The sequence below is a fragment of the Bradyrhizobium sp. HKCCYLS3013 genome (genome assembly GCF_051167615.1).
Classification (GTDB): domain Bacteria; phylum Pseudomonadota; class Alphaproteobacteria; order Rhizobiales; family Xanthobacteraceae; genus Bradyrhizobium.
Window position 1 is genome coordinate 112,994 of sequence record NZ_JBNPTK010000003.1, and the last position, 24,918, is coordinate 137,911.

At 64.6% G+C, this 24,918-nt stretch carries 21 protein-coding genes; 9 read left to right on the forward strand and 12 right to left on the reverse strand.

What is annotated here, in order from left to right; translation table 11 throughout:
* Positions 1-4: 4 nt before the first annotated feature.
* Positions 5-1,228, reverse strand: coding sequence for a GGDEF domain-containing protein (locus ACQR1F_RS07255; RefSeq protein ID WP_315799675.1), 1,224 nt, complete (start codon positions 1,226-1,228; stop codon positions 5-7).
* Positions 1,229-1,615: 387 nt separating this feature from the next.
* Here ACQR1F_RS07255 and ACQR1F_RS07260 point away from each other — a divergent pair, with 387 nt between their 5' ends.
* Positions 1,616-3,712 (forward strand): LamG-like jellyroll fold domain-containing protein, encoded by a 2,097-nt coding sequence (locus ACQR1F_RS07260; RefSeq protein WP_434912755.1) that lies wholly within the window; start codon positions 1,616-1,618, stop codon positions 3,710-3,712.
* 89 nt (positions 3,713-3,801) lie between these two features.
* Here the strand turns inward: ACQR1F_RS07260 and rpsI are convergent, their stop codons facing one another.
* From rpsI to ACQR1F_RS07275, 3 genes are all read right to left on the reverse strand, one after another.
* Entirely contained in the window at positions 3,802-4,284 is a 483-nt protein-coding gene (gene rpsI / locus ACQR1F_RS07265; protein WP_006611043.1) for a 30S ribosomal protein S9, read from the reverse strand.
* Position 4,285: 1 nt separating this feature from the next.
* A complete protein-coding gene (gene rplM / locus ACQR1F_RS07270) occupies positions 4,286-4,750 on the reverse strand; it encodes a 50S ribosomal protein L13 (protein WP_315799673.1) in 465 nt (154 codons plus the stop codon).
* A 158-nt stretch (positions 4,751-4,908) separates the two neighbouring features.
* Positions 4,909-5,337, reverse strand: a complete 429-nt coding sequence (locus ACQR1F_RS07275; RefSeq protein WP_315799672.1) for a PaaI family thioesterase — start codon at positions 5,335-5,337, stop codon at positions 4,909-4,911.
* A gap of 70 nt (positions 5,338-5,407) precedes the next feature.
* Here ACQR1F_RS07275 and ACQR1F_RS07280 point away from each other — a divergent pair, with 70 nt between their 5' ends.
* The 3 genes from ACQR1F_RS07280 to ACQR1F_RS07290 all read left to right on the forward strand — a co-directional run bounded on the left by ACQR1F_RS07280 (position 5,408) and on the right by ACQR1F_RS07290 (position 8,561).
* Positions 5,408-6,229 carry an enoyl-CoA hydratase gene (locus ACQR1F_RS07280; protein WP_434912756.1) on the forward strand — a complete coding sequence of 274 codons (822 nt, stop codon included), beginning with the start codon at positions 5,408-5,410 and terminating at the stop codon, positions 6,227-6,229.
* A gap of 238 nt (positions 6,230-6,467) precedes the next feature.
* Positions 6,468-7,052, forward strand: a complete 585-nt coding sequence (locus ACQR1F_RS07285) for a CoA-binding protein (RefSeq protein WP_315799670.1) — start codon at positions 6,468-6,470, stop codon at positions 7,050-7,052.
* A gap of 225 nt (positions 7,053-7,277) precedes the next feature.
* Positions 7,278-8,561: an O-acetylhomoserine aminocarboxypropyltransferase gene (locus tag ACQR1F_RS07290; protein WP_434912757.1), complete on the forward strand. Its 1,284-nt coding sequence runs from the start codon at positions 7,278-7,280 to the stop codon at positions 8,559-8,561.
* 228 nt (positions 8,562-8,789) lie between these two features.
* On the opposite strand, the gene ACQR1F_RS07295 is transcribed toward ACQR1F_RS07290, so the two are convergent.
* On the reverse strand, positions 8,790-8,984 hold the full coding sequence (locus ACQR1F_RS07295) for a hypothetical protein (protein WP_315799668.1): 195 nt from the start codon (positions 8,982-8,984) through the stop codon (positions 8,790-8,792).
* 313 nt (positions 8,985-9,297) lie between these two features.
* Here ACQR1F_RS07295 and ACQR1F_RS07300 point away from each other — a divergent pair, with 313 nt between their 5' ends.
* Positions 9,298-9,633, forward strand: coding sequence for a hypothetical protein (locus ACQR1F_RS07300; protein WP_316237415.1), 336 nt, complete (start codon positions 9,298-9,300; stop codon positions 9,631-9,633).
* Positions 9,634-9,640: 7 nt separating this feature from the next.
* Here the strand turns inward: ACQR1F_RS07300 and ACQR1F_RS07305 are convergent, their stop codons facing one another.
* On the reverse strand, positions 9,641-13,063 hold the full coding sequence (locus ACQR1F_RS07305) for a DEAD/DEAH box helicase family protein (RefSeq protein WP_434840143.1): 3,423 nt from the start codon (positions 13,061-13,063) through the stop codon (positions 9,641-9,643).
* A gap of 206 nt (positions 13,064-13,269) precedes the next feature.
* Here ACQR1F_RS07305 and ACQR1F_RS07310 point away from each other — a divergent pair, with 206 nt between their 5' ends.
* A complete protein-coding gene (locus ACQR1F_RS07310; protein ID WP_434912758.1) occupies positions 13,270-13,566 on the forward strand; it encodes a type II toxin-antitoxin system RelE/ParE family toxin in 297 nt (98 codons plus the stop codon).
* A gap of 9 nt (positions 13,567-13,575) precedes the next feature.
* Positions 13,576-13,884 (forward strand): HigA family addiction module antitoxin, encoded by a 309-nt coding sequence (locus ACQR1F_RS07315; RefSeq protein ID WP_434840144.1) that lies wholly within the window; start codon positions 13,576-13,578, stop codon positions 13,882-13,884.
* A 70-nt stretch (positions 13,885-13,954) separates the two neighbouring features.
* Here the strand turns inward: ACQR1F_RS07315 and ACQR1F_RS07320 are convergent, their stop codons facing one another.
* The 4 genes from ACQR1F_RS07320 to ACQR1F_RS07335 all read right to left on the reverse strand — a co-directional run bounded on the left by ACQR1F_RS07320 (position 13,955) and on the right by ACQR1F_RS07335 (position 19,578).
* Positions 13,955-14,884 (reverse strand): hypothetical protein, encoded by a 930-nt coding sequence (locus ACQR1F_RS07320; protein ID WP_434840145.1) that lies wholly within the window; start codon positions 14,882-14,884, stop codon positions 13,955-13,957.
* Positions 14,885-14,970: 86 nt separating this feature from the next.
* On the reverse strand, positions 14,971-16,158 hold the full coding sequence (locus ACQR1F_RS07325; RefSeq protein ID WP_434840146.1) for a restriction endonuclease subunit S: 1,188 nt from the start codon (positions 16,156-16,158) through the stop codon (positions 14,971-14,973).
* Complete coding sequence (locus tag ACQR1F_RS07330) at positions 16,155-17,696, reverse strand: type I restriction-modification system subunit M (protein ID WP_434840147.1); 1,542 nt, start codon at positions 17,694-17,696, stop codon at positions 16,155-16,157. Before ACQR1F_RS07330 ends, ACQR1F_RS07325 begins: the two co-directional genes overlap by 4 nt.
* Positions 17,697-18,489: 793 nt before the next feature.
* Positions 18,490-19,578 (reverse strand): COX15/CtaA family protein, encoded by a 1,089-nt coding sequence (locus ACQR1F_RS07335; protein ID WP_434840148.1) that lies wholly within the window; start codon positions 19,576-19,578, stop codon positions 18,490-18,492.
* Positions 19,579-19,680: 102 nt separating this feature from the next.
* Between ACQR1F_RS07335 and ACQR1F_RS07340 the strand changes: the two genes are divergently transcribed.
* Positions 19,681-19,902, forward strand: coding sequence for a DUF2842 domain-containing protein (locus tag ACQR1F_RS07340; RefSeq protein WP_315799662.1), 222 nt, complete (start codon positions 19,681-19,683; stop codon positions 19,900-19,902).
* Here ACQR1F_RS07340 and ACQR1F_RS07345 read toward each other — a convergent pair whose 3' ends face one another.
* The gene (locus ACQR1F_RS07345; protein WP_434840149.1) at positions 19,903-20,964 is read right to left on the reverse strand and encodes a polysaccharide deacetylase family protein; all 1,062 of its coding nucleotides are present in this window, start codon (positions 20,962-20,964) and stop codon (positions 19,903-19,905) included.
* Between the two features lie 275 nt (positions 20,965-21,239).
* Here ACQR1F_RS07345 and ACQR1F_RS07350 point away from each other — a divergent pair, with 275 nt between their 5' ends.
* Positions 21,240-22,478 carry a GNAT family N-acetyltransferase gene (locus tag ACQR1F_RS07350; RefSeq protein WP_316237423.1) on the forward strand — a complete coding sequence of 413 codons (1,239 nt, stop codon included), beginning with the start codon at positions 21,240-21,242 and terminating at the stop codon, positions 22,476-22,478.
* On the opposite strand, the gene ACQR1F_RS07355 is transcribed toward ACQR1F_RS07350, so the two are convergent.
* Positions 22,475-24,772, reverse strand: a complete 2,298-nt coding sequence (locus tag ACQR1F_RS07355; protein WP_434912759.1) for a GumC family protein — start codon at positions 24,770-24,772, stop codon at positions 22,475-22,477. The two genes, ACQR1F_RS07350 and ACQR1F_RS07355, sit on opposite strands and share 4 nt — an antisense overlap.
* Between the last annotated feature and the right edge of the window lie 146 nt (positions 24,773-24,918).

The following is a 24,918-nucleotide window of genomic DNA, read 5'->3' on the forward strand; positions in this document are numbered from 1 at the left end:
CGCCTCAGCTCGACAATACCGCCTGTTCCGACTGCGGCAGGCTGGCAGAAGCGGCGGCGCGCTGGCGGCGGTAGCGGTCGAGCGACAGCGGCAGCTCCTCCGACGCTTCGACCCGGTTGCGACCGGAGCGCTTGGCCTTGTAGAGCGCGGTATCGGCGGCCGCGAGCAGCACGTCGAGTTCGGTCCCGCCCGGCCCGCCGGCGACGCCGATGCTGACGGTGGTGTCCACCGGCTGGTCCTCGCGCACCACCCCGGAGGCCGCGAACGCCTCGCGGACACGCTCGGCGGCGACCATGGCCTCTTCGATGGAACAGGGCAGAAGGGCTGCGAACTCCTCGCCGCCGATCCGGCCCGAGAGATCGGTGAGGCGCAGATTGTTGACCACGACGTCTGCGAAGATCTTCAGGACCTCATCGCCCTCGGCGTGGCCGAAGCGGTCGTTGATCGACTTGAAATGATCGATGTCGAAGATCAGCACGCTGACCGGCCGCTGCTCGCGCGCCTCGCGCTCGATCAGTTGCGCGCAGGACTCGGCAAAGCCGCGCCGATTGAGCAGGCCCGTCAGCGGGTCGGTGGTCGCCGCGCGCTTGTGGGCGCTGACGATGCGCTCCGACACCAGCATGAAGATCACGAACACGGTGCCGACAGCGTAGAGCACGAGCTCGATCGAGAAGATCGTGACCCAGGCCCCGGCGAAGGCGCCGTCGGACTCGCGCAGCATGTTGCCGAGCAGGATCGGCAGCATCAGGACGAAGCCGTGCATCACCGGCACGATCAGCGCCGGCCAGCGCTTGTGCAGAGACCGCCGCCGCTCCTGCCACAGCTCGGCCGCGGTGAGCATGGCATAGATCACGACGATCGCGGCGCCGATCGTCAGCCGCAGCGCCTGCGCCGAGGGATCGAGCAGCATGCCGCTGGCGATCCAGACGATGGCGCCGAGCACGAGTCCGGGCACGCTCGGCGGCTTGCCATGAAACACGCGCGCGGCGTTCCACACCATGGCGGTGGCGATCAGGCCGATCGAGCTCAGGAACAGCGACACCACCTCGCCATAGAGCTCGCCGATCAACGTCCACAGCGCGATCGCGACCGCGCCGAGGACATAGGCCGCGCCCCACCAGCGCAGCGCCGGCGTGTTCTCCTGCCGTCCGAAGTGCAGCAACATGGCGCCAAGCAGCGCCGCGACCATGGTCGCTACGATGTCGAGCGTCATGCTGTCGAGTGCCATCCGTCACCTCGGTTGCTGCGGCGGCGCGGAGACTTTGGTTAGCGCGGCCTTGTCGCGATCAACCTAGCGAGCGGTCTGTTCGAAAGAGGTTTGCCTGGGATACCAAGTTTTCTCGAAAAGCTCGGCACAACTCGTCGGCAAATTGCTGCGCAAAATGCTGCAAACAGGATTCAAAACCGATCGCGCCAGGCACCATGCGCGCCCGCCTTGATTGCACGAAATGCAGCTAATTATTGAGAGTTGCGGAACTGAGCATGTGGAATCAATCGTTTCCCGCTCCGCACCGAACACTCATGGAAACGATAAGAAACCTTCTCAAATTTGAGATCATCTCTCCCTACCACGGCGCGACAGCAGCGCGATCGGTCGCATGCGATGGGGACGAGAATGTCTTTCGACGACGATTCATACGACAGCCAGGCCGCACCAAATCATCCGTCGCGCGATCCGCAAGCAACCCAGGGCGTCGATCGCCGCACGCTGCTGCGCAATGCCATGGGCGTCTCGGCGCTCGGCCTCGGTGCCAGCCTGTTGCCGGGCCAGGCCGCGCACGCGCATTGGCGCATGCACCACCATCATCACCACGTCACCACCAGCTTCGCGCTCGCCGTCCTCCCCGATACGCAGTTCTACTCGCGCTATGCGACCTCCGAGGAAGGCCAGGCCTATCAGCGGCAATATGGCAGCACGCCCTATCCGGCGCAGACCCAGTTCATTGTCGACAACGCCGCGAAATATCACATCCCATTCACGATCCATCTCGGCGACGTCGTCGACCAGTCCAGGCATCCGCAGCAATGGGCCGTCGCCGACGCCGCAATGAAGCTGCTGGAGAGGGCCGGCCGGCCGTATTCGGTGCTGGCCGGCAATCACGACGTGCTGTCGGCGCTGGAGTTCGAGAGCGCGGCGAGCCAGAGCGCGGGCACCGATGCGCAGCGCGGTTCATCGGAGCCGTATCTGTCCTGGTTTCCGGCCAGCCGCGCGGCGAAGCAGCGGACCTTCCTGGAGCGGCATCCGAGCGGCTGGCACGAGGCGCATGTGTTCCACGCCTGCGGCGTCAGCTTCATGGTGCTGTCGCTGTCGTGGCGTGCCTCGGACGACGCCGTCGCCTGGGCGCGCAGCATGATCGCGCGGCACCCGATGCTGCCGGTCATCCTCGCCAACCACCAGTTGCTCAACATCGCCAATGACGGCACGAGCCCGCTCGAGGTCGCCTACGGTCAATACCTCTGGGAGAAGCTGATCCGCAGCAACGACCAGATCTTCATGACGCTCAACGGCCACTATCATGGCGGCGCGCTGCTGACGAAGATCAACGACTTCCATAACCCCGTGCACCAGATGGTGGTCGACTATCAGATGGCCTATCAGGGCGGCAACGGCCTGATGCGGCTCTACGAGTTCGACTTCACGGCCAACAAGATCGACGTCGCCTCGTTCTCGCCTTGGGTGGTCGAGAAGCCGAAGGACAGTCTCAAGCAGTTCGACCGCGCCTGGCTGACGGAGGACAACCACGAGTTCTCGATTGCCATCGACTTCCGCCGGCGTTTTTCACGCTTCACCAATTTCTGCCATCTGCCGGCCTTCGCCGGCACGCCGATCCTGCCGCGGGTGAAGCAGGATCTCTATGCCAACTACACCGAGGCGCCGGAGCCGGTGGTGGTGCCGCCCGCGAACGAACAGGACTATCCGCTGATCGCCGAGACAACAGCGCATTGGCGGATCGCGTCGTCGGCGATCGGCAAGGCGGTGGCCGCCGGCACCGCGCTGTCGGACCTCACCGCCGCCAACCCAATGCAGCGCGCATCGCTCGCCGGTGCCGCGGAGGTCGCCGATGTGGCCTTCACCGCCGACAAGCACCGCCTGTCGTCAGCGCCGGGGAGCGTTCAGTTCCTCAACACCACCAAGCAAGGCGCCGGCCGCTTCAGCTGGTTCACGACGGCGGCCAACGCGCCGATCAATGCCGCGACCTTCGCATCCGGCTACACGGTCGAGGCCTTCATCAAGATCGATCCGAACTGGAAGGCGGCCGATCATGCCTGGTGCAACATACTCACCCGCTTCGGCAACCGCGGCTGGCTGCCGGGCTATGCCGGCGGCGACCCGGAATCGCCGCCGATCCTGTTCGCGATCTCCAACCTCCGCGAGGTGCAGTGGGAGATCGTGCCGTCGAGCTCGACCAGGCAGCCGCAGACCGACTGGTCCGGCGAGATCATGCTCGACACCTGGTATCACCTCGCCATCGTCAACGACCCCACCGATAACTCCACCGTGCTCTACATCGAGGGCGCGCCGGTCGTGCGCAGCGTGATCGGCGGCAACGGCATCGCGAGCGTCGCAGCGTCCCAGCCCTGGGCGCTCGGCTGCGGCTGGTGGGACCGCGCGCCGTCCGATGGCTTCATCGGCAGCATCGGAGAGGTGCGCGTGGTGTCGAAGCCGCTGGCGCCGAGCCAATGGCTGACCGCGCGCCGCGCCAACGCCTGATCACACAACCTCCAAGCAAAACGGGCGCCCGCGAGGGCGCCCGTTCGTATTGGTAGCTGACGGATCCGGCCGCAGCCGGACCCAGGAGATCAGCGCTTCGAGAACTGGAAGGAGCGGCGGGCCTTGGCCTTGCCGTACTTCTTACGCTCGACGACGCGCGAGTCGCGGGTCAGGAAGCCGCCCTTCTTGAGGACGCTGCGCAGCTCCGGCTCGAAATTGGTCAGAGCCTTGGACAGGCCGTGACGCACCGCGCCGGCCTGGCCGGACAGACCGCCGCCGGCGACCGTGCAGATCACGTCGTACTGGCCCTTGCGGGCGGCGACGACCATCGGCTGCTCGATCATCATGCGCAGCACCGGACGGGCGAAGTAGACCTCGATGTCGCGGGTGTTGACGGTGACCTTGCCGGAGCCCGGCTTGATCCAGACGCGGGCGACCGCGTCCTTGCGCTTGCCGGTGGCATAGGCGCGGCCGAACTTGTCGACCTTCTTCTCATACTTCGGAGCGTCCGGGGCCGTGACGGCGCCCTTGAGCTGCGACAGCTGATCGAGAGACTGGATGCTTTCGGCCATCTTATGCGGCCCTCGTGTTCTTGCGGTTCAACTTGGCGATGTCGATCTTCTCGGGGTTCTGCGCCTCGTGCGGATGATCAGGTCCGCCATAGACACGCAGATTGCCCATCTGCACGCGGCCGAGCGGGCCGCGCGGGATCATGCGCTCGATGGCCTTCTCGATCACTCGCTCGGGGAAGCGGCCCTCGAGGATCTGGCGCGCGGTGCGCTCCTTGACGTGGCCGACATAGCCGGTGTGCTTGTAGTACGTCTTCTGCTCGCGCTTGCGGCCGGTCAGCACGGCATGCGCGGCATTGACGATGATGACGTTGTCGCCGCAATCGACGTGCGGGGTATAGATCGGGAGGTGCTTGCCGCGCAGCCGCATCGCGACCAGCGTGGCGAGACGACCGACGACCAGACCCTTGGCGTCGATGACGACCCACTTCTTCTGGACCTCGGCCGGCTTTGCCGAAAAGGTTTTCATGAGAGATATCCGTGACAGGGAGAATGCGGCGCGGGTGACGCGCCGAACTGGTCGCAGCTTCTAGAGAAGCGGCCTGCATTCGTCAACGCCATCCACGCGAAATTAATATAATAAAAACAGTGACTTACAAATATGGTGCAATAATACCCTCAAAAACCCTACGCATTCGGAATGGAATAGGTCGCCGTGACATGGGCGATCGGATCAGGCGATTCCCCTGACAACAGCGTGACTTCGCCGACCGCAAGCCGCTTGCCGAGCTTGAGCAGCCGCGCCTCCGCCAGCACGTCGGCGCCGGCCGCGCCCTTGCGCAGGAAGTTGATGTTGAGATTCGTGGTCACGGCGAGCCCGACCGGGCCGATCGCCGACAAGAGCACCACGTACATCGCGAAATCGGCCAGCGCCATCAGTGTCGGCCCGGAGACGGTGCCGCCTGGGCGCAACATGCGCTCGTTGAAGCGCTGGCGCATCCGGCAGCTCTTGCCATCGGCGCTCTCGATCGAAATGTCGCCGCCGGTGCGGAACGCCTGGGGAAATTCCGCGTGCAGGAACGCTTCCAGCTCCGCGATGGTCATCTTCGCCGTCATGTCTCCCCCTGCTCTCGTCGTCGCTCATCTGTTACATTAGCTGCATCGACGCGCCCATATGGAAATCGCAATGTCCGCCCCTGCCCTCGCCGACGCCGCCGATACGCCGATTTTGTTGCGCGAGATGGCGGGCGCCGTCGCCGTGCTCACGCTCAACCGCCCGGCACAGCGCAACAGCCTGTCGGAGCCGCTGATCGCAGAGCTGCATCAGGCCCTGGCCGAGATCGGCGCCGACAAGGCCGTGCGCGCCGTGGTGATCGCAGCAGATGGCCCGGCGTTCTGCGCCGGCCATGACCTCAAGGAACTCACCGCGCATCGCGGCGACGCCGACCGCGGCCGCGCCTTCTTCGCCAAACTGATGAATGCCTGCAGTGCGATGATGCAGGCGATCGTGCATCTGCCGAAGCCCGTTGTCGCGTCCGTGCAGGGCATCGCCACCGCCGCCGGCTGCCAACTGGTCGCGAGCTGCGATCTCGCCGTCGCCTCCGAGCGCGCCTCGTTCGCTACGCCCGGCGTCGACATCGGCCTGTTCTGCTCGACGCCGATGGTGGCGCTGTCGCGCAACGTGCCCCGCAAGCAGGCGATGGAGATGCTGCTGACCGGCGAGCCGGTTCCCGCCCCGCGCGCCCACGAATTGGGCCTCGTCAACCGCGTGGTCACGGCCGGCACGGAGCGCGACACCGCGATTGCGCTGGCACAACAAGTGGCGCGCAAATCGGCCTATACGATCAAGCTCGGCAAGGAGGCATTCTACCGCCAGGCCGAGATGAGCCTTGCCGACGCCTATCGCTATGCGGCAGAGGTGATGACGCAGAACATGCTCGCCCGCGACGCGGAGGAAGGCATCGGCGCCTTCATCGAAAAGCGGACGCCGACGTGGCGGGATGAGTGAGCACCGACGCTCTCTCCGCCGTCATCGCGAGCGCAGCGCCGCGATCCAGAGTCCCACCCGAGCCCCTGGATTGCTTCGTCGCTGTCGCTCCTCGCAATGACGGTTTCAGCAACTTCGTCATTCCGGGGCGATGCGAAGCATCGAACCCGGAATCTCGAATTGGTCGAACTCAGCTCGAGATTCCGGGTTCGCCCTCCGGGCGCCCTGGAATGACGGCAACTAATAGAAGCGCGAGCCCATGAATCACGACACCTACCCCGACGACTACATCCGCGGCATTCTCAACGGTGTGAAGGTGATCGCGATGGTCGGCGCCTCGCCGTCCGAGATCCGGCCGAGCTTCTTCGCCTTCAAATATCTGGTGCAACGCGGCTACGACATGATCCCGGTGAATCCCGGCCATGTCGGCAAGAGCCTGATGGGCCGCCCCTTCGTCGCCTCGCTCGCCGACATCGGCCGCCCGATCGACATGGTCGACATCTTCCGGAGCTCGCAGCACATCATGCCCGTCGTCGACGAGGCGCTGAAGCTCTCACCCTTGCCGAAGGTGATCTGGATGCAGCTCGGCGCGCGTGACGATGCGGCGGCCGAGAAGGCCGAGGCCGCCGGGCTGAAGGTCGTGATGAACCGATGCCCCAAGATCGAGTATGGCCGGCTGTCGTCGGAGATCTCGTGGATGGGCGTCAACTCCCGCACCATCAGCGCCAAGCGCGCGCCAATCCCGACCCAGGGCATGCGGCTGTCGCTGAACCGCACCAGCGTCGGCGGCGGCGCGACGGCCGCGGCCGACCGCGCAGCGAAGGACAGAAGCGATCCCACCTGACGCATCTGCGAAAGGAACGTGTCGCGACGACGGCGCGACACAGCAGCGCATTTCAAATCGGAGCGATCCGCGCCGGCAGCCTTGACGCCATCCTGGCCGCTGGCAAATGTCCTCCGCCGGGATGACGCGGAGGCGCACGATGCGCGCTATCGACACCGTCTCCCATCATCGATCCCTGCGCCAGCCGGCGCCGGCGCGCAACGGATCAAGCCAAGAGGAAACACCATGACCGAACGTGCCCCGGGATTTGCCACCCTCGCCATTCACGCCGGCGCCCAGCCCGACCCGACCACCGGCGCGCGGGCGACGCCGATCTACCAGACCACGTCCTTCGTGTTCAACGATGCCGACCACGCCGCCTCGCTGTTCGGGCTGCAGGCGTTCGGCAACATCTACACCCGCATCGGCAACCCGACCAACGCCGTGCTGGAGGAGCGCGTCGCCGCGCTCGAGGGCGGCACCGCCGCGCTGGCCGTTGCCTCGGGCCATGCCGCGCAGGTCGTGGCGCTGCAGCAGTTGCTGTCGCCCGGCGACGAGTTCATTGCCGCGCGAAAACTCTATGGCGGCTCGATCAACCAGTTCACGCACGCGTTCAAGAGTTTCGGCTGGAACGTGGTGTGGGCCGACACAGATAACGTCGCGAGCTTCGAGGCCGCGGTCTCGCCGCGCACCAAGGCGATCTTCATCGAGTCGCTCGCCAATCCCGGCGGCACCATCACCGACATCGAGGCGGTCGCGCAGGTCGCGCGCAAGGCGGGCGTGCCGCTGATCGTCGACAACACCTTGGCCTCGCCCTACCTGATCCGCCCGATCGATCACGGCGCCGACATCGTGCTGCACTCGCTGACCAAGTTCCTCGGCGGCCACGGCAACTCGATCGGCGGCGTCATCGTCGATGCCGGCACCTTCGACTGGGCCGGCGGTGGCGACAAATATCCGATGCTGACGCAGCCGCGTCCCGAATATCACGGCATCCGCCTGCACGAGACGTTCGGCAATTTCGCCTTCGCGATCGCCTGCCGCGTGCTGGGCCTGCGCGATCTCGGCCCGGCGCTGTCGCCGTTCAACGCCTTCATGATCCTGACGGGCATCGAGACGCTGCCGCTGCGCATGCAGAAGCACTGCGACAACGCCAAGGCGGTCGCCGAATATCTCAGCAGGCATCCCGCCGTGGCGTCGGTGAGTTACGCCGGCCTGCCCGAGGACAAGTATCACACGCTCGCCCGCAAATACTGCCCGAAAGGCGCCGGCGCCGTGTTCACCTTCTCGCTCAAGGGTGGCTACGATGCCGGGGTCAAGCTGGTGTCGAACCTGAAGCTGTTCTCGCATCTCGCCAATGTCGGCGACACCCGCTCGCTGGTGATCCACCCGGCCTCGACCACCCACAGCCAGCTCGACGATGCCGCCAAGATCAAGGCCGGCGCCGGCCCCGACATCGTCCGCATCTCCGTCGGCATCGAGGACAAGGAAGACCTGATCGCCGACCTCGAGCAGGCGCTGAGCGCGTAGGCGGGTCGGCAGCTGCGCTGAACGTGCGGCGATCTCAGACGCGAGTTGCACACGCATATCGCCATCGACGTCATGCCCGGGGCATGACGAACGGCTGAGACCGAGGCGGCGATCCGACCTCGAAAACAAAGAGAGCGCGACAGGCCTCCCCTGGCCTTCCGCGCTCTCTTTCGTCCCACGGTCATGCCGTTGCCGGCGTCTCGGACCGCGCCCTCGTTAACTCCGGATCTAGCTCAGCAGCACCAGCAGGCTCGCCTGCGCGGGGCTCGTCAGCGGAAGCGCGGCGGTCGCGATCGACCGGCGCGCCGTCAGCGCCTGGCGACAGGCGGCGACCTCGTCGGCGATGGCAAGATGCGGTTGCGACGCTTCAGTCCTGGACAGCAGCCTGAGACGTGCGGACGCCGACATCACGATGACCGACATGCGCGAACCCTTCTGGTCTGACACTCTGATGGAAATGCAGCAGAGATTTTCATCCCGGACGCAGACAGTGCTGGTTTGCGTCCAGCCGGCCTTCAAAATCGCCGGCACCCGTAACCTTGCACCCGCAGAACTTAACAAAAGCTGAAAAAGCCCGTCCTTCTACGGGTGATTGCAGCCCCGTTCCGCGCGCTGGAAGGTTTTCGTTAACCATACAGGGCCCATCCTGCCGGCCATGGAATCGCTCCGGTGCAGCCAACAGCACCGATGTCGCATGGCATCACGCCGGCCGTCCCGGAGCTGCAAGGAGAGCAGAATGCGAACGTTGGTGATCATGATGCTGCTGGCGGCCATCGCGGCGAATGGCGTCGTGCTCGCAGCCGACCTGCCGGCCGTCCACGACAAGCTCGTCCACTACAAGGCCCGCCGCGCCGTCAAGGCGCCGCCCACAATCGTCGTCGTCAAGGACCAGGACTCGCTGATCTCCCCGATGTGGCCCTCCACGCCGCTGCTGCTCGGCCGCCAGGAGCTGCCCGGCTATTACGGCCGCGCCTTCTCCTACGACTACCAGGGCGCGTATTACGGCGGCGAAGGCTACACCAACTACATGTTCCGCCTGCCGTATGCCTGTGGCGTATACGGGTATTGCTGAGGGAGCACTACGCCACCGCACTCTCGTTGATCGCCTTGATGGTCTCGAACAGCTTGACCACCCTGTTCTCGTCGAACAGGTGCTCCGGCCCTGTCGGCGCGATGCCGGTGAACGGCGGCTCGTAGAGCAGCGCCGGGTCCATCACGCCCTGATCGGTCAGGTGCTCGATCACCATGTCGATGAACTCGATCTGGGCCGCTGACGCCGTGCCGCCGGCGATGAACTCGCCGAAGGCCGCGCTGACCGCGGCGCGGTCGAGCCCGACCAGCGAGCGCACGAAGCGGCCGAAGCCGTGGCTGACCTCTCTCGCCCGGGCGATGTCGCCGGCTTCGCCGATGCCGGCCTCGAGCAGCATCCGCTCCAGCTCGGTGAGGTCGTAGGCCGTCAACGGCTTGCCCTGGCGCAGCTTGGCAAGCGCCAGATTGTCCTGATGCGCGCGCAGGAAGTGTCGCGCCTTGGCTTTGAAGCGGGCGAAGTCAGCCTCGCCCACCTGCGGCAATTGCAGCTCGACCCCCTCGCCGATCTCGTCGGCGAAGTTCGAATAGACGACGGTCTTGCGTCCCTTCTCGATGTGCTGGATCAGGTCGCGCAGCCGCAGGCGCACCAGCTCCAGCAAGGGCACGGTGACGCCTTCCCACCATTGATCGGTCTGGATCTCCTCGATCAGCTCGGCATGCCGGGCGATCGCCGGAATGCCGGTCTGGTCCTCCAGGGCTGACGCGATCTCCAGGAGCTGCTTGCGGAGATTGTCGAAGCGCTTGGAGCCCTTGAGCAGCGCCAGCTCGAGCTGGAACATCAGGAGGTCGAAGCGCTTGGCGTCCTCGGTGCCGAGCATGTGGCTCGACGGCAGCGGCGCGATCTCCTCGACCAGCTCCTCGCGCTTGTGCTCGTCGATCGCGTCCCACTCCTTGGGCTCGCGATACTTCTCGACCGCGCGGCGATGCTTCCGGACGATGAAATTGTCGGTGTTGAGCCCGCCGACGATCGCCTGCAAGGTCGCGGCAGCGGACGCTCGAATCTCCGGCTCGCTCGGTGGCTCGCCTTCGTCACCCTCATAAGGCGCCTGTCCGCCGGCCGAGAAGCCGCCTGCGGCAGCCGCCTTCGAGAACTTCTCGTCCAGCGCCCGCACCAGGTCGAGCCGGCCGGCGAACAGCCGCTCGGACAGCGACTTCGCCGCGGAGGCTTCCTTCAACTCCGGATTGGCGCCGAAGAACTCGATGTTCTGGCAATAGTCGAAGACGCAAAACTCCTCCTTGTCCTGCCCAGGACCGAACAGGTCCGGACACAGCCGCGTGCCGCGCCCGATCATCTGCCAGAACTTGGTCTTCGAGCGCACCGGCTTGAAGAACACGAGATTGACCACCTCGGGCACGTCGATGCCGGTGTCGAGCATATCGACCGAAATCGCGATATGCGGCACCTTGGTCTTGATCGAGAAGTCGTCGATCAAGGTCTGCGCATAGGCGCCGGTCTTATGGGTGATGACGCGGGCGAAATGCCCGGCCAGCGCCGGATAGGCCACGTTGAAGCGGGTTTCGATATATTTGGCGTGGTCCTCGTTCTTGGCGAAGATGATGGTCTTGCCGAGCCGGTCGCCGCCTTCGACCTTGATGCCGTTCTGCATCAGATGCGCGATGACGAGATCGACCGTCTCCTCGTTGAACAGCCGCTTGTTGACCTCCGCCGCTTCGACCGTATCGGGGACGTCGTCCTCGCCCCATTCCAGCATGTCCCACTGGTCTTTTTCCTCCGCCGAGAGGTCGTCATAGCGGAGGCCGGAGCGGACGATTTTCAGCGGCACCGAGATCGTCTTCGGCGGCACCAGGTGCCCCTCGGCCACCGCCTCCTCCAGCGAATAGGCATCGGTCGGCACGCCGTCTTCGAGGTCGAACAGCGAATAGGTGTTGCGGTCGATCTCGTCCTTCGGCGTCGCCGTCAGCCCGACCAGGAAGGAATCGAAATACTCGAAGATGGCGCGATAGCGCTGGTAGACCGAGCGGTGCGCCTCGTCGATCACGATCAGGTCGAAATGGCCGGGACCGAATGTCAGCCTGCCCTGCTGCCGGCCGTCGATCAGCCCCATCATGGTCGGATAGGTGCAGATGAAGACGCGGCCGTCGGCGGTGCGGTCGGTCACCAGATTGACCGGCGCGGCGTCCGGCAGATGTGCCTTGAACGCGCCGGCCGCTTGGTTCACCAGCGCGACACGGTCGGCAAGAAACAGCACCCGCTTGACCCAGCCGGCGCGCATCAAAAGGTCGACCAGCGCGATCACGGTGCGGGTCTTGCCGGAGCCGGTCGCCATCACCAGCAGCGCCTTGCGCTCGCGGTCCTCCTCGAAATGCTTGGCGATCGAGCGGATCGCCCGGTGCTGATAGGGCCGCTCGACGATCTTGCGGTTGATCGCCTCCGAGCCGAGCTGCTTCCGCCCGATGCGGCGCTGGATCAGGAGCTCCAGCTCGTCGCGCTTGTAGAAGCCGCCGATCTGCCGCGGCGGGTAGCGGGTGTCGTCCCAGATCCAGTGCTCGTAGCCGTTGGAATAGAAGATTACCGGCCGCTGGCCGTAGCGCGCCTCCAGGCAGTCGGCATAGAGTTTGGCCTGCTGCTGGCCGGACCGCGCATCCTTGCGCGTGCGCTTGGCCTCGACCAGGCCGAGCGGCTTGCCATCCGCGCCCCACAGCACGTAGTCGACGAAGCCCACACCCTCATTGTTCGGCATGCCCTCGACGCGAAACTCGCGATCCTCAGGCTTGTCCAGCGCCCAGCCGGCCTCGCGCAGCAGCAGGTCGATGAAGCGGTCACGGGTCTCGGCCTCGTCGTAATTGTGCTGGTCCGGCTTCGCCTCGGCCGCCTTGCGGGCGGCGGCGACCTCGGCCCGCAACTTCTTCAGCTCGGCGTCGAGGTTGTCCTTGTCGAGCAGTAGCTTCGTCAGCTCGCCGTCCTTGGCATCGAGCTCGGCCTGCTGGGTCTTGAGCTGGACGAACGCCTTCTTCAAGACCTCGTCGCGGCGCGACAGCACGGCCGGGTCGAACGTCAGCCCGTCGGCCGGCTTGGCCTTGGCATAGGTGCGGGCGAACCAGAAGCAGACGTGGAACAGCTCCTTGACCGCGCCGGTGGCATCGCCGGCGCTGATCCGGCGCTCCTCATGGACGGCACGGTTGCGCAGCGTGTTGATGTATTTGGCCTTGGCGAAGACCGCCTCGCCCGCGGCGCGGCGGAAGCTCGGCTCGTGCAGCAGCGCCGCGATGTTGTCCTGATAGGGCAGCTTCAGATTGGGATCGGACCGGAACGCCCATTTCACCGCGACCTCGACCGTCTTGCCGGCAAAGAACGCGGCCGCCGTCGGCGACACCGCGGCTTGGCGCTCGGCCTCGACCGCCGCCTCATGCACGGCCGGAAATTCAGCGGCGAGAAAGGCGAAGTTGGACATTCAGCTCCTCTGGCGTTCCCCTCGCGTGACCGCCATCCTGCCGGATCATCCGCGTCTGCCCAGACCGATCCGGCCATACCGGATCACCTTCAACCATCGGATGCATTGCCCTGGTCCGTCAAGCCGCTCCGCAGTGTCACACGGGAAACCCACGCAGATTGCCGGCTGTGTCATAGAGTGGTACACTGCCTCAAACGGGGCTGCCCATGATCGTGAGCTTCCGAGACGACTGGCTGCACCGGTTCTTCGTTGACGACGTCAGATCGAAGAAGATCCCGGCGGACCTGGAGGACCGGCTGTTCCGCAAGCTGCAGCTGATCGACGACGCAACCACGGACGGGGATTTGCGGTCGCCGCCCAGCAACCATTTCGAGAAGCTTCGCGGCCACCTCGACGGCTTCCATTGCATCCGCGTCAACAAGCGCTGGCGATTGGTCTTCCGCTGGCACGGCGGCCGCGGTGAGGCGACCGATCTCTGTCTCGACGACCACAGCTACGAGTGAGGCACATCCATGCTGATGACCAAACGCAAACCGGCGACCGTGGCCGACATCCTGGTCGAGGAATTCATGCAGCCGCTCGGGCTGACCCAGACCGCGCTGGCGGCCGCCATGGGCGTACAGCGCAAGCACGTCAACGAGCTCTGCAACGGCAAGCGCAACGTCACCGCCGCCACTGCCCTCATCCTCGCACGCGTCTTCGGCAACAGCCCGGAGTTCTGGCTCAACGTGCAGCGGCGCAGCGACCTGTGGGAGGCGATGCATTCCCCGCGTGAGCGCAAGCGGATCGAGCGGGCGAAGCCGCTGAATTCAGCAGCTTGAGGCACTGGGCACGCAGGCAAGGCAAAGCGCAATGGCTTCGAACTCGCCCTGGGCTGCAATTGAGAGCCGATCAACAACCATAGCAGCGATCAAGATCAAGATTATGCGCGACGTATGGAGTAAAGGAAGCAAGCATAAGCGAGATACTAACGAAATCCTTCATTTCCAGATCACGCAACGCACTAGCCGGCGTCCCACCATGCCTCAACCCAGGATAATCCGACCCAAATCGATAGAGATTCTTACCGACGTCTTTGACCCTTTCATGAGGCCAGTCCAGTTGATCGCAGATTGCACCAAGAGTATTAGCCGTCACGTGTGGACATTGTCGCCCGAAAGCCTCCAAGACGTTGTATTGTTTTTGCAAGCAAGTCTTCATTCGAGCTTGAGTTCTATTGATTTTCAGGTCCGAGAACGCTTCTTCAAACTCGCACAACAAGGCTGTCAAATGCGGATCCTGCAGCGAAATTCTTTTCAATTCTGATATTAGTTTCGTGAATAGCCCCGGAATCGTCGCATGCAGCGAGCAAAGCCCCCGAACCTCGTAGCGGAGATTAAAGTTCGTAACAAAGTTCACCAAGAGTTCCCGAAAACGCTCCGCCAAACCTCTATTGTAATCTACCAATACAACATGACTCTTCTCCAGAAAAAGAATCGCAGCGTCTTCAGTGGAAATGTCTTTTAGCATCTCGCGGAAGTACAGGCGGGCATCCTCTTCCGAATTTTGAGCTGTTTCGTAAGCACTGCGACTCTCCGAATACTTAGCGAAGGCTGTCTCGTAGTCCTGCCTTGCTTGGATCGCAGCATTGTCGACAAGGACACCATTCTCGTCGAAAGCTTCAGGAGGCGGAGCAACCGGCAGACCGGGCGGCCTTGGTGGCACAGCGAGGCCGCTGACCATTTCCATGAACAAGTCAACCTGGGCAGAGGAATGCTTGCTGAGAGCAACCCAGATTTCCTGCCAAGTTCGAGGCCAAACTGGAAGCAATTCGCCGTTCATTTGTCTTTCTCAAGTCTTGATTGGAAGCCTAGCCAACAGGGAAATAAATAAATCTTCGGCGGAAGACAGATTGCCGGCACTGTACTTCAGAGATTCCCACCGAAGGCGCGATGCTGGAGTGCGGAAAACTGCTGCTCCATCAGTTCCAATTGCCTTCTAGCCAATAAAGCGGCTCGGCGAACGGCCATGGATCGATCAGTAAACTCATCCTGCTTGGACCTGTCCGGCATCGCAACCTCGATTTTGAGTACCTTTTCCTTGGAAATGTTCTTCATCGAACCACTCGTTCCTGTGGCTCGCTTGGTCAACTCGCGCCGAAAATGTGACGAGCTGAACAACGCATGAATGAAGTGCGGATTTGGTCGATTCGTTCTGTTCCAGACAAATCGCCAGATTTTGTCTGGCATAGCCATTCTTGCAATCTCCGCTTCGACATACGCCGTCGCCCCGATCAACTCTGCAGTATTAGCTCTGCTAAACAACAGATCTCCCTTGCGTACGAGATGCTCGACTGGAGGTTCGTAGTTCCGAGGTAAGGGCTTCGATTCTGCCGGCAGAAACACCCCGCTCGTTACCGCGCTGACCTTTAGGACTCGATACCCGTCGGTATTTCTGCTGTCAGAGTCTGGGGCCAGATTCTTACCAGTATCGAAATCAGCAACCCAATTCGAGATCGTTCCTCGGGGCCAAACGTTGCTTGCAACCAAATCTCCGAACATATGACTGAATATTGATTGGACGAGACTGTCGAGCAACTCGATCGCCCGCCTCCGCTTCCGCCGCATCGCATCGGCCTTGTCCAGGATCGCCGCGATCCGCCGCTGCTCATCGAGCGGGGGAAGCCTCAGCTTTGTTTCCCGTACGATTGCCTGCGAGATATTTGGCTGAGCTCCGCCTGCCGCGCGAGACAGGAAATGGCCCATCTTTGATTGAAGTCCGTAGAAGACGTACCGGGCATCCGCGAACTTCGGATCGGGTCGGATGTTACAGACAGCTTGGTTCGTTGCAGCATCGACGCCCAGAAACGCCATTCGACCGACGGTGGCGCCGTACATCGCGAGCAAAATTGATCCACGGGGCACCAGTTTTGCGCTGCTTTCCCGGAGGCCCAACTCCGTAATCTTCTCTTCTGTGTCTATGATTTCACTTTCTCGAAGCTCACCCGATTTAACCCAAGGAATCGAGCCTCCATAATACTGGGTCTTGGAGCGGTCCGGTGTACCGCCGCTTCCAGTATCGCAGAACTCTGCTATCGCAAGTTCTTTGATGCTCACAACATCGCCTCCAGCTCCGCGAGCCCATCCCCGATCTCCTGCTCCAGGGCCTTCAGCTCGGCGATGATTTCCTTCGGCGGCCGGTGTTCGGCCGCCTCATGGGCCACTTCCCTATATCGATTGAGCGAGAGATCGTAGCCCGTCTCTACGATCTCGGACTTTGCCACACAAAAGCTCTGCGTCGTGCGCGGCCGATCCCGCTCGCTGCCGTTGCGCTCCTTCCAGCGCGCGGCAATATCCGGGAGATTGTTTTTGTCGTGCTCGCCGGCATCGAGCTGCGCGCGCGGCCCGAGCTTGTCGGCAGGCAGCAGCGGCGTGCGTTTATCATCCAGCGAGATGCCATCGGCCCGACAATCGTAGAACCAGACGTGATCCGTGCCGCCGGAATTGGTCTTGGTGAACAGCAGGATCGCAGTGGAGACGCCGGCATAGGGCCGGAACACGCCGGATGGCAGCTTGACGATGCCGTCGAGCTTGTGGTCCTCGACCAGCATCTTGCGGATCGCCTTGTGCGCAGTGGAGGAGCCGAACAGCACGCCGTCCGGCACGATCACGGCGGCGCGGCCGCCGGGCTTCAGCAACCGCAGGAACAGCGCCAGGAACAGCAGCTCGGTCTTCTTGGTCTTGACGATCGACAGCAGGTCCTTGGCCGTGGTCTCGTAGTCGAGCGAGCCGGCGAACGGCGGATTGGCGAGCACGAGGCTGTAGCGGTCGGCATCCCCGGCATGGTCCTGCGACAGCGAATCCTTGTAGCGGATGTCCGGGTCGTCGACGCCATGCAGGGTCATGTTCATCGAGCCGATGCGCAGCATCGTGCCGTCGAAATCGAAGCCGTGGAACATCTCCTTGTTGAAATGGTCGCGGCTCTCCTTGTCGTGGAACAGCTTCGGGTCGTTGTCGCGCAGATACTCGCCGGCCTGGACCAGGAAGCCGCAGGTGCCGCAGGCGGGATCGCAGATCACGTCCTTGCGCGTCGGCGCCATCATCTCGACCATCAGCGCGATGATGTGGCGCGGGGTCCGGAACTGGCCGTTCTGGCCGGCGCTGGCGATCTTGCCCAGCATGTATTCGTACAGGTCGCCCTTGGTGTCGCGGTCCTCCATCGGGATGTCGGCGAGCAGGTCGACCACCTTCGCCAGCAGTGCCGGCGTCGGAATGGTGAAGCGCGCGCCCTTCATGTGGGTGGCGTGCGCGGTGTCCGCGTCGGCCATCTTGCGCAGGAACGGGAAGACGTGCTCCGAGACGATGTCGAACATCGTCGCCGGGTCCTTGTTCTTCAGCCGCGACCAGCGCATCTCCTCGTAAGGAACGCCACCGCCCTTGCCGATGCCGTCCTTGCCTTCGGGGAAGATGCGCCGCTCCATCGGCTTGCCCAGCCGGGTCGCGCGGTTCTCCTCGCGCGTATGCGCCTCGTCCAGCCCGCGGATGAACAGCAGATAGGTGATCTGTTCGATCACCTCGATCGGATTGGCGATGCCGCCTGACCAGAACGCATTCCAGACATTGTCGATCTTGGACCGAAGTTCGCCCGTCAGCATGTTCACCCCATTCCGCACATCTTGCTGAACCGGCATAGCAAATTCAGCGGGGCGTGAAACGGATTCGGTACGATCATCCCCTGACAAGTCTGGGCACGCGGCGCTTCACCAAAGCGGCGCGACAGCGCCCTTGCATCTTTCGGCAAATCAGCATATTCTGCGTTTGTTCCTGTCCAGCCGAGGGGCGCTTCCGGATCGTCCAGTTGCGTGGGATTGGGAATGCGGTGGACGTGGCGGGCCGTGCGCGGGCTTCAAGCTTGCGCGGACGAGCGGCTTGTCACGGACGGCGAAATCGCGTGGTCCTGGCGCCCCGACGCTGGCGCTAAGTCTCGCAGCGGTGCTCACACATCGCGCGAGATGACGGGGGCAAGAGAGCCCGGTCCCCGGGGAGATCGCGTATAAGCGTTAAAACCATCGCGCGGGGAAGGCCGGGTGTTTTCGGCCGTACCTGTGGTGACCGCCGCGTGCTTTTTTCTTTGCACGCGGGCCATGGGTGCCGGCCAGGCATCCGGCCTTCCCTGCGCCCTCGCGTTTTTCGGGGGCGAGACGATCGGCATGGCTCGGCGCACAAGCGCGCGAGGATGAGGGTGTATGTCTTGGCGAGATCGGGAGTTGCACGCAAAGGCGCTCATTGGCTCGCGCCCAACGTCCCAGTCGTCATTCCCGGGCGTGCGAAGCACAAGCCCGGAATCCATTTTCCAGCGTGTCTCGCGGCTCAATGGATTCCGGGCTCGCCCTGCGGGCGCCCCGGAATGACGGCGGAGGTCGCTGCAACAGCGAGCGCGAGAACGCCCTACCCCGCCTGCCCGGCCGCCACGGCCGTCCGCGGCACGGCGACAACAGCGACACGTCGCGGCGACAGGCGTTCGGCCTGCAGCACGGCGAGCGTCAACACGATGATGGCCGTGCCCTGATGCAGCAGCGCCAGCGAGATCGGCACCAGCGCGAGCAGGGTGAGAATGCCGAGCACCGCCTGCACCAGGATCGCCGCCAGCAGCCGGTGCGCGCCGCGCACGACGTTGCGGCCGGCGCCGGCACGCATCACGTCGAAGGCGTGCCACGCCGCCAGCGCCAACAACGTGTAGGCGGTCATGCGATGCATGAACTGCACCGTCAAATCGTTCTCGAACAGATTGATCCACCACGGCGAATGGATCCACAGATTGGCCGCCTTCGGGATCAGGCCGCCGTCGATCTCGGGCCAGGTGTTGTAGACGAGGCCGGCGCGCAGGCCCGCGACCAGCGCCCCGAGATAGAGCTGCACGAAGGTGATTCCGACCAGCACCCAGGCCGTCAGCCGCAGCCGCGCCGGCACTTCGGCCTCCTCGCGCGGCGCGAGCCGCCGCAGGGTCCAGACGATCGCCGCGAAGATCAGCAGCGCCAGCGCGAGATGCGTCGCCAGCCGGACCGGCGCCACCTCGGTGCGCTCGGTGAGGCCGGAGGCCACCATCCACCAGCCGACCGCGCCCTGCAGCGCGCCGAGGCCGAAGATCAGCCACAGCCTGCGGCCGAGCGGCCCGGAGACGGCGCCGCGCCACAGGAACCACAGGAAGGGCAGCAGGTAGACCATGCCGATGACGCGGCCGAGCAACCGGTGGCTCCACTCCCACCAGAAGATGGTCTTGAACTCGTGCAGGGTCATGCCGGCGTTCATCTGCCGGTACTGCGGAATGGTCTTGTAGGCTTCGAACGCATCGCTCCAGGCCTGCTCGGACAGCGGCGGCAGGGTGCCGGTGACCGGCTTCCATTCGACGATCGACAGCCCGGATTCGGTCAGCCGCGTCGCGCCGCCGACCAGCACCATCAGCGCGATCAGGCCGGCCACGACGAGGAGCCAGATGCGGATCGCAGCGAGATCGCGGGTAGCGGGAACCGTGGTCATGGACGTTGAACGCTCGATTGAACCGGGGCTGACAGGCCCTTATAATCCCGGGGAAATCGCGCGCAAGCCGCGCCGCCCCCAGCCGAGGCTGACAATCCCGTCATGACGATCCGCACCCGCAAACTGATCGGCGCTGTCGCGCTGCTGCTGCTCGCCTTCGCCTGGTCGATGATGGGCATGGTGATGGCGCAATTCCCCCTGATCGCCAATTCCGGCTGGCTGCAGGCGGTGTATTACGTCGTTGTCGGCATGGGATGGGTGCTGCCGGCGATGCCGATCGTCAGTTGGATGCTGCGCCCCGATCGGGAGCAACAGCAGGGCTGATCAGCCGAGATCGAGCTTCGGCGGCTGCGCGGCTTTCTCCCGCGGCAGGGTCACCCCGGCCATCAGCACCTTCAAGGCGCGCAGCGAGCGCGAGCGGCCGTCCCAGGCGATGCGCGGCAGCATGTGCAGATGGGTGCGGCCCTCGCTCTGCACCACGCCTGGCATCGTCGAGGCCGCGCTGACGAAACCCGCCTGCTCGGCGAGCACGACATCGCTGCGGCGGAAGCTGTCGCGGTCGCCGAACGGATACGCCATGTGCCGGACCGGGCGGCGCAGCGCCGTCTCCAGCACCGCCCTGCCCATCGTGATCTCGCGCTGGGCGTCGGCATCCCTGAGATTGGCGAGCACGGGATAATGCACGGTGGCACTGCCGATCGTGACGTTGGGGTCGGCGGCGAGCCGGGCGATGTCGGCCCAGTCCATCGCGGACTCGCGGCTCAGCGCGGTGAGATCGACCGAGTGGCGCGAGCAGAGGTCGCGGATCGCGATCGACAACTCGGCTGGCGGCAGCTTGCGCAGCCACGCCGAAAGATACGCGAACAGCTCGTATTTTTCCGCCGGCGTAAACACGTTGAAGCGCTGCTCACGATGATCGATCACGAGGCTGATGCGGGCCTCGCGCGCGATCACGGCCTCCAGCGCCAGCCACCAGGCTTCGCCGAGCCCGTCAGGAAACGCCGAGGGCACGTAAACGGTGAACGGCACGCCGTGACGGGCGAGCACCGGATAGGCGTGCGTGATCACGTCCTTCGTGGCACCGTCGAAGGTCAGGCAGGCGAAGCGACGGCTTTCGGGCAGCCGGACCGATCGCTCGCAGGCTTCGTCGAGCGAGACGATCTCATAGCCCCAGCGCTTCAGCGCCCGGATCACCTTGTCGAGGAAGACGGGCGTGATCTCCGCGCATGTCAGCGGCTGGAACGCGCCCTTGCGCCGCGGCCGCACCCGCTCGAACCGCAGCACGGCACCGGCGCCGCCCGCGGCTCGCGAGGCGAGCAGCGTGCGACCGCTGAAATAGGCCAGCTCGAGCCGGGCGCTGCGCAGCCACCTGTTGTCCGACGACAATTCCCGCGCCCCTTCCGAAAATCCCACTTGAAACCAGACCGTCTGCGCCCACCTGATGCGGACAGACCATGGCGCGATCGCGTCATGATCACCGCCATCCGATGATAGCGATCATCCGCCGTCAAGATCGCGTGGCCGCTGCCGATTTGAACAGGTCTTTGTTTGCGTCATTCCCGATTTGGGACGAAGTCATTGCCATTACCTTTTGTTGAGACTTCTTTGCGAGGGTCTCCCGACGTCAAGCAACAAAATTCCACGACAACGCGAGCTGCGCGATGACCATGGCCGCCGTGATCGAGAGCCGGACGGCGCAGGCGCCCGCGCGGCGGCTGCCGTCGGGGCTCGCGCGGGTCGACATCGTGTCCGATCTGGCGGCCGCCGAGCCGGTCTGGCGCGCGCTCGAAGATCCCGCCCATGTCTCGACGCCGTACCAGCGCTTCGACCTGCTCGGCGCATGGCAGCGCGACGTCGGCGCACGCGAGCATGCTACGCCGTTCATCGTCATCGGGCGTGATGCCGAGCAACGTCCGCTGCTGCTGTTGCCTTTGACGTTGCGGCACGCTTGCGGCATGCGCATCGCCAGCTTCATGGGCGGCAAGCATACGACCTTCAACATGCCACTGATGGATGGCGAATTCGCCGCGCGCGCCGGCGCCGGCGATCTCGACGTCCTGCTCGCAGGGCTGCGCGACCGCGGCGGTGTCGACGTGCTCGCCTTGACGCAGCAGCCGCAGCGCTGGGGCGATGTCGCCAATCCGCTGGCGCAATGGCCGCACCAGCCGTCGGTGAACGACTGCCCGGTGCTGCTGATGCCGCCGGGCGCCGCGCCGACCGCGCTGCTGTCGAATTCATTCCGCAAGCGGCTCAAGAGCAAGGAAAAGAAGCTGCAGGCGCTGCCCGGCTATCGCTACATGGTCGCGGGCAGCGACGCCGAGATTGCCGAGCTGCTCGACTGGTTCTTCCGCACCAAGCCGATCCGCATGGCCGAGCAGAAGCTTCCGAACGTGTTCGCGGAAGCAGGTGTCGAGGCCTTCGTGCGCAGCGCCTGCATGGCCAAGCTCGGTTGCGGACATCGCGCCATCGATATCCATGCGCTGCGCTGCGATGCCGAGATCATCGCGCTGTTTGCCGGCGTCGCCGACGGGGCGCGCTTCTCGATGATGTTCAACACCTATACGCTATCGGAGAATGCGCGCTGGAGCCCCGGGCTGATCCTGATGCGCTCGATCATCGATCACTACGCGCAACAGGATTTTCGCGCCCTCGATCTCGGCATCGGATCGGACGACTACAAGCGGATGTTCTGCAAGGACGACGAGCCGATCTTCGACAGCTTCATGCCGTTGACCGCGCGGGGCCGCGTTGCCGCAACGACGATGGCTGCGGTCAGCCGGGCCAAGCATGCCGTCAAGCACAGCCCTGCCCTGCTCCGTCTGGCGCAGCGCCTGCGCGGCGCGCTGCAATCGCGTGGCGGCGTCGCCAAGGCCAACGAGAACGAGAAGGCTGAAGACTAGGCGGCGACGCCGCGCGGCCCCGGCTGGTTGCGGTTCGCGCCTCCGCCCGGTGCCTTCAGCATGGTGACGGCGCCAAAGCCGACCTCGCGCAACTGCTCGCTCATCTGGCTGCGCGCCTCGGCGGCCATGTTGGGATCGGGCACGACGACGGCGCGCGCGCCCGCGGTCAACAGCTCGGCCGGCAGGTCGGAGGCATTGCCGGCGTCGAGCAGGACGTGGTCGTAGACCCGCAGCAGCGCGTCGATGGCGAGCGCGAGCCGCGGCGATTGCAGTTGGCTGCGGTCGGCGCCGGGACGACCGGCGTTGACGATGTGCAGCCGCGAGGCCTGGTCCTTGGTGATGATGGACGCGAACGACGCCTCGCCCAGCATCAGCTCGATCAGGCCGGGCGCGGCCGGATCGACCGAGACGCCTGCAAGAAGTTGCGGGCTGCCGGCGAGATCGACCAGCACCACGCGCGCCTGCGCCGCCATGGTGCGGGCAATCGCGAGCGCGGTGGACGTGACGGCCTCGCCGCCGGCCGTGCCGAGCACGGTGACCTTGCGGGCGCCCTCGCCCGCGGCGAGCAGATCGGATGCGAGCTGCTCGAGCTCGTTCATCGGCGCTGGCTTGATCGGCGCGGCCGACGGCGCCTCGGCCGGCTGCATGGCCGTGACGGGCGGCGGTACGAAAGCCGGATGCGTGGCCTCAACCGGCGCCGGCGTCGAAGGTGGTGCAACGGCCGGCGATGCGGAAACCGTCCGCGGGGCGATCATCGGCTCGACCCGCGCCGCGAGCACCATGACGTCGGCCATGCTGCTCATGGCCGGGGCGGCTAGGCCCGTCGCACGCGGCGCCGTGAGGCGCAACAGCTCTCCGGTGATGACCACGCCCGAGGTCAGCATCAGGGTCGCCAGCGTCGCGATCAGCACGATCGGCAGCTTCTTCGGATATGCCGGCGTATTGGACACCACCGCCCGCGAGATGATCCGTCCATCCGCCGGCGGCGTGTCGAGCGTTTCGCGGGTGTTCGCCTCGCGGTATTTGGCGAGATACGATTCCAGCAGGTCGCGCTGCGATTTGGCATCGCGCTCCAGCGCCCTCAGCTGGACATCAAGGCCATTGGTGGAGGTGGCCTGCTTCTTGGCCTGCTCGAGGCTCTGGCTCAGCATCTGCACCCGCCCGTCGGCGATGCGCGCGTCGCTGTCGAGCGAGCGGGAGATCTTGCCGGCCTCGTCGCGGATCTGGCGGTCGAGATCAGCCAGTTGCGCCTTCAGTTCCTTGATGCGCGGATGATTGTCGAGCAGTGTCGACGACTGCTCGGCGAGCTGCGCGCGCAGGCTCACGCGCTGCTCCGACAAGCGGCGCATCAGCTCCGAATTGAGCACCTCGGATGCCTCGATCGGCTGGCCGCTCTGCAGCATCTCGCGGATCAGCCGCGCCTTGGTCTCGGCGTCCGATTTCAAGGCGCGGGCATTATTGAGCTGGGTGTTGACCTCGCCCATCTGCTGGTTGGACAACGAGGTGTTGTTGGTCCCCATGAACGAATTCGACTTGGCGCGGAACTCCTCGACCCGCGATTCCGCTTCCTCGACCTTCTTGCGCAGCCCCTGGATCTCCCCGGCCAGCCACTGGCTGGCCGACTTCGCCTGCGCCTGGCGGGCGTTCTGCTGAACCACGAGATAGCCGTCCGCGATCGAATTCGCGACCTGTGCCGCGAGCGCCGAATCCTGCGACTGGAACTCGACGACGAGGACGCGCGATTTGTCGACGGCGTAGACCGTCAGGCGCTCGTAATAGGCATCCATGACGCGCTCGTCCGGCGTCATGGCAAGCGGATCCTTCACGAGCCCGACCATCGCCAAGACCGACTTCAGCGGCGACACGCCGCGCAGGACTGGATCGAACTCGGGCAGCTCACCAAGCTTGTTCTTCCTGATGATGTCGCGCGCCAGATCGCGCGACAGCACCAGTTGCACCTGGCTGGTGACCGCCTCGGGATCGAGTGCCGTTCGCTCCTCGGTACGCTCGCCGTTCGGCCGCACGAACACGTTTTCGCGGCCGTCGATCAGGATCCGCGCTTCGGACTTGTACCGCGGCGTGATCATGTTGACTGCGGTGATCGACAGAACGAGAGCGAGCAGCGTCGGCAAAAGAATGAAGCCGCGCTTTCGTGCCAAGGCGCGGCCGACCAGCCGGAGATCGAGATCGCCGGCCGGGCCCGGCTCGGCCGACGATGGCGAGCCTGTCACGGGTCGGACGGAAGCTCCGTCAACCTGTGTCGTCTTGCCGGCACGCCAGAACGCCAACCGCATCATCCACTCCCGCGAGACCTACGCCACGCCGCTACCATACGTGGTACAATTACACTCCATTAAGGTTGCTGACGGGTTAACCGGAGCGCCTGCAACCTCGCCCTATAGAACAATCGTCATCCTTCGCCATATGCTGCTCGCTACAA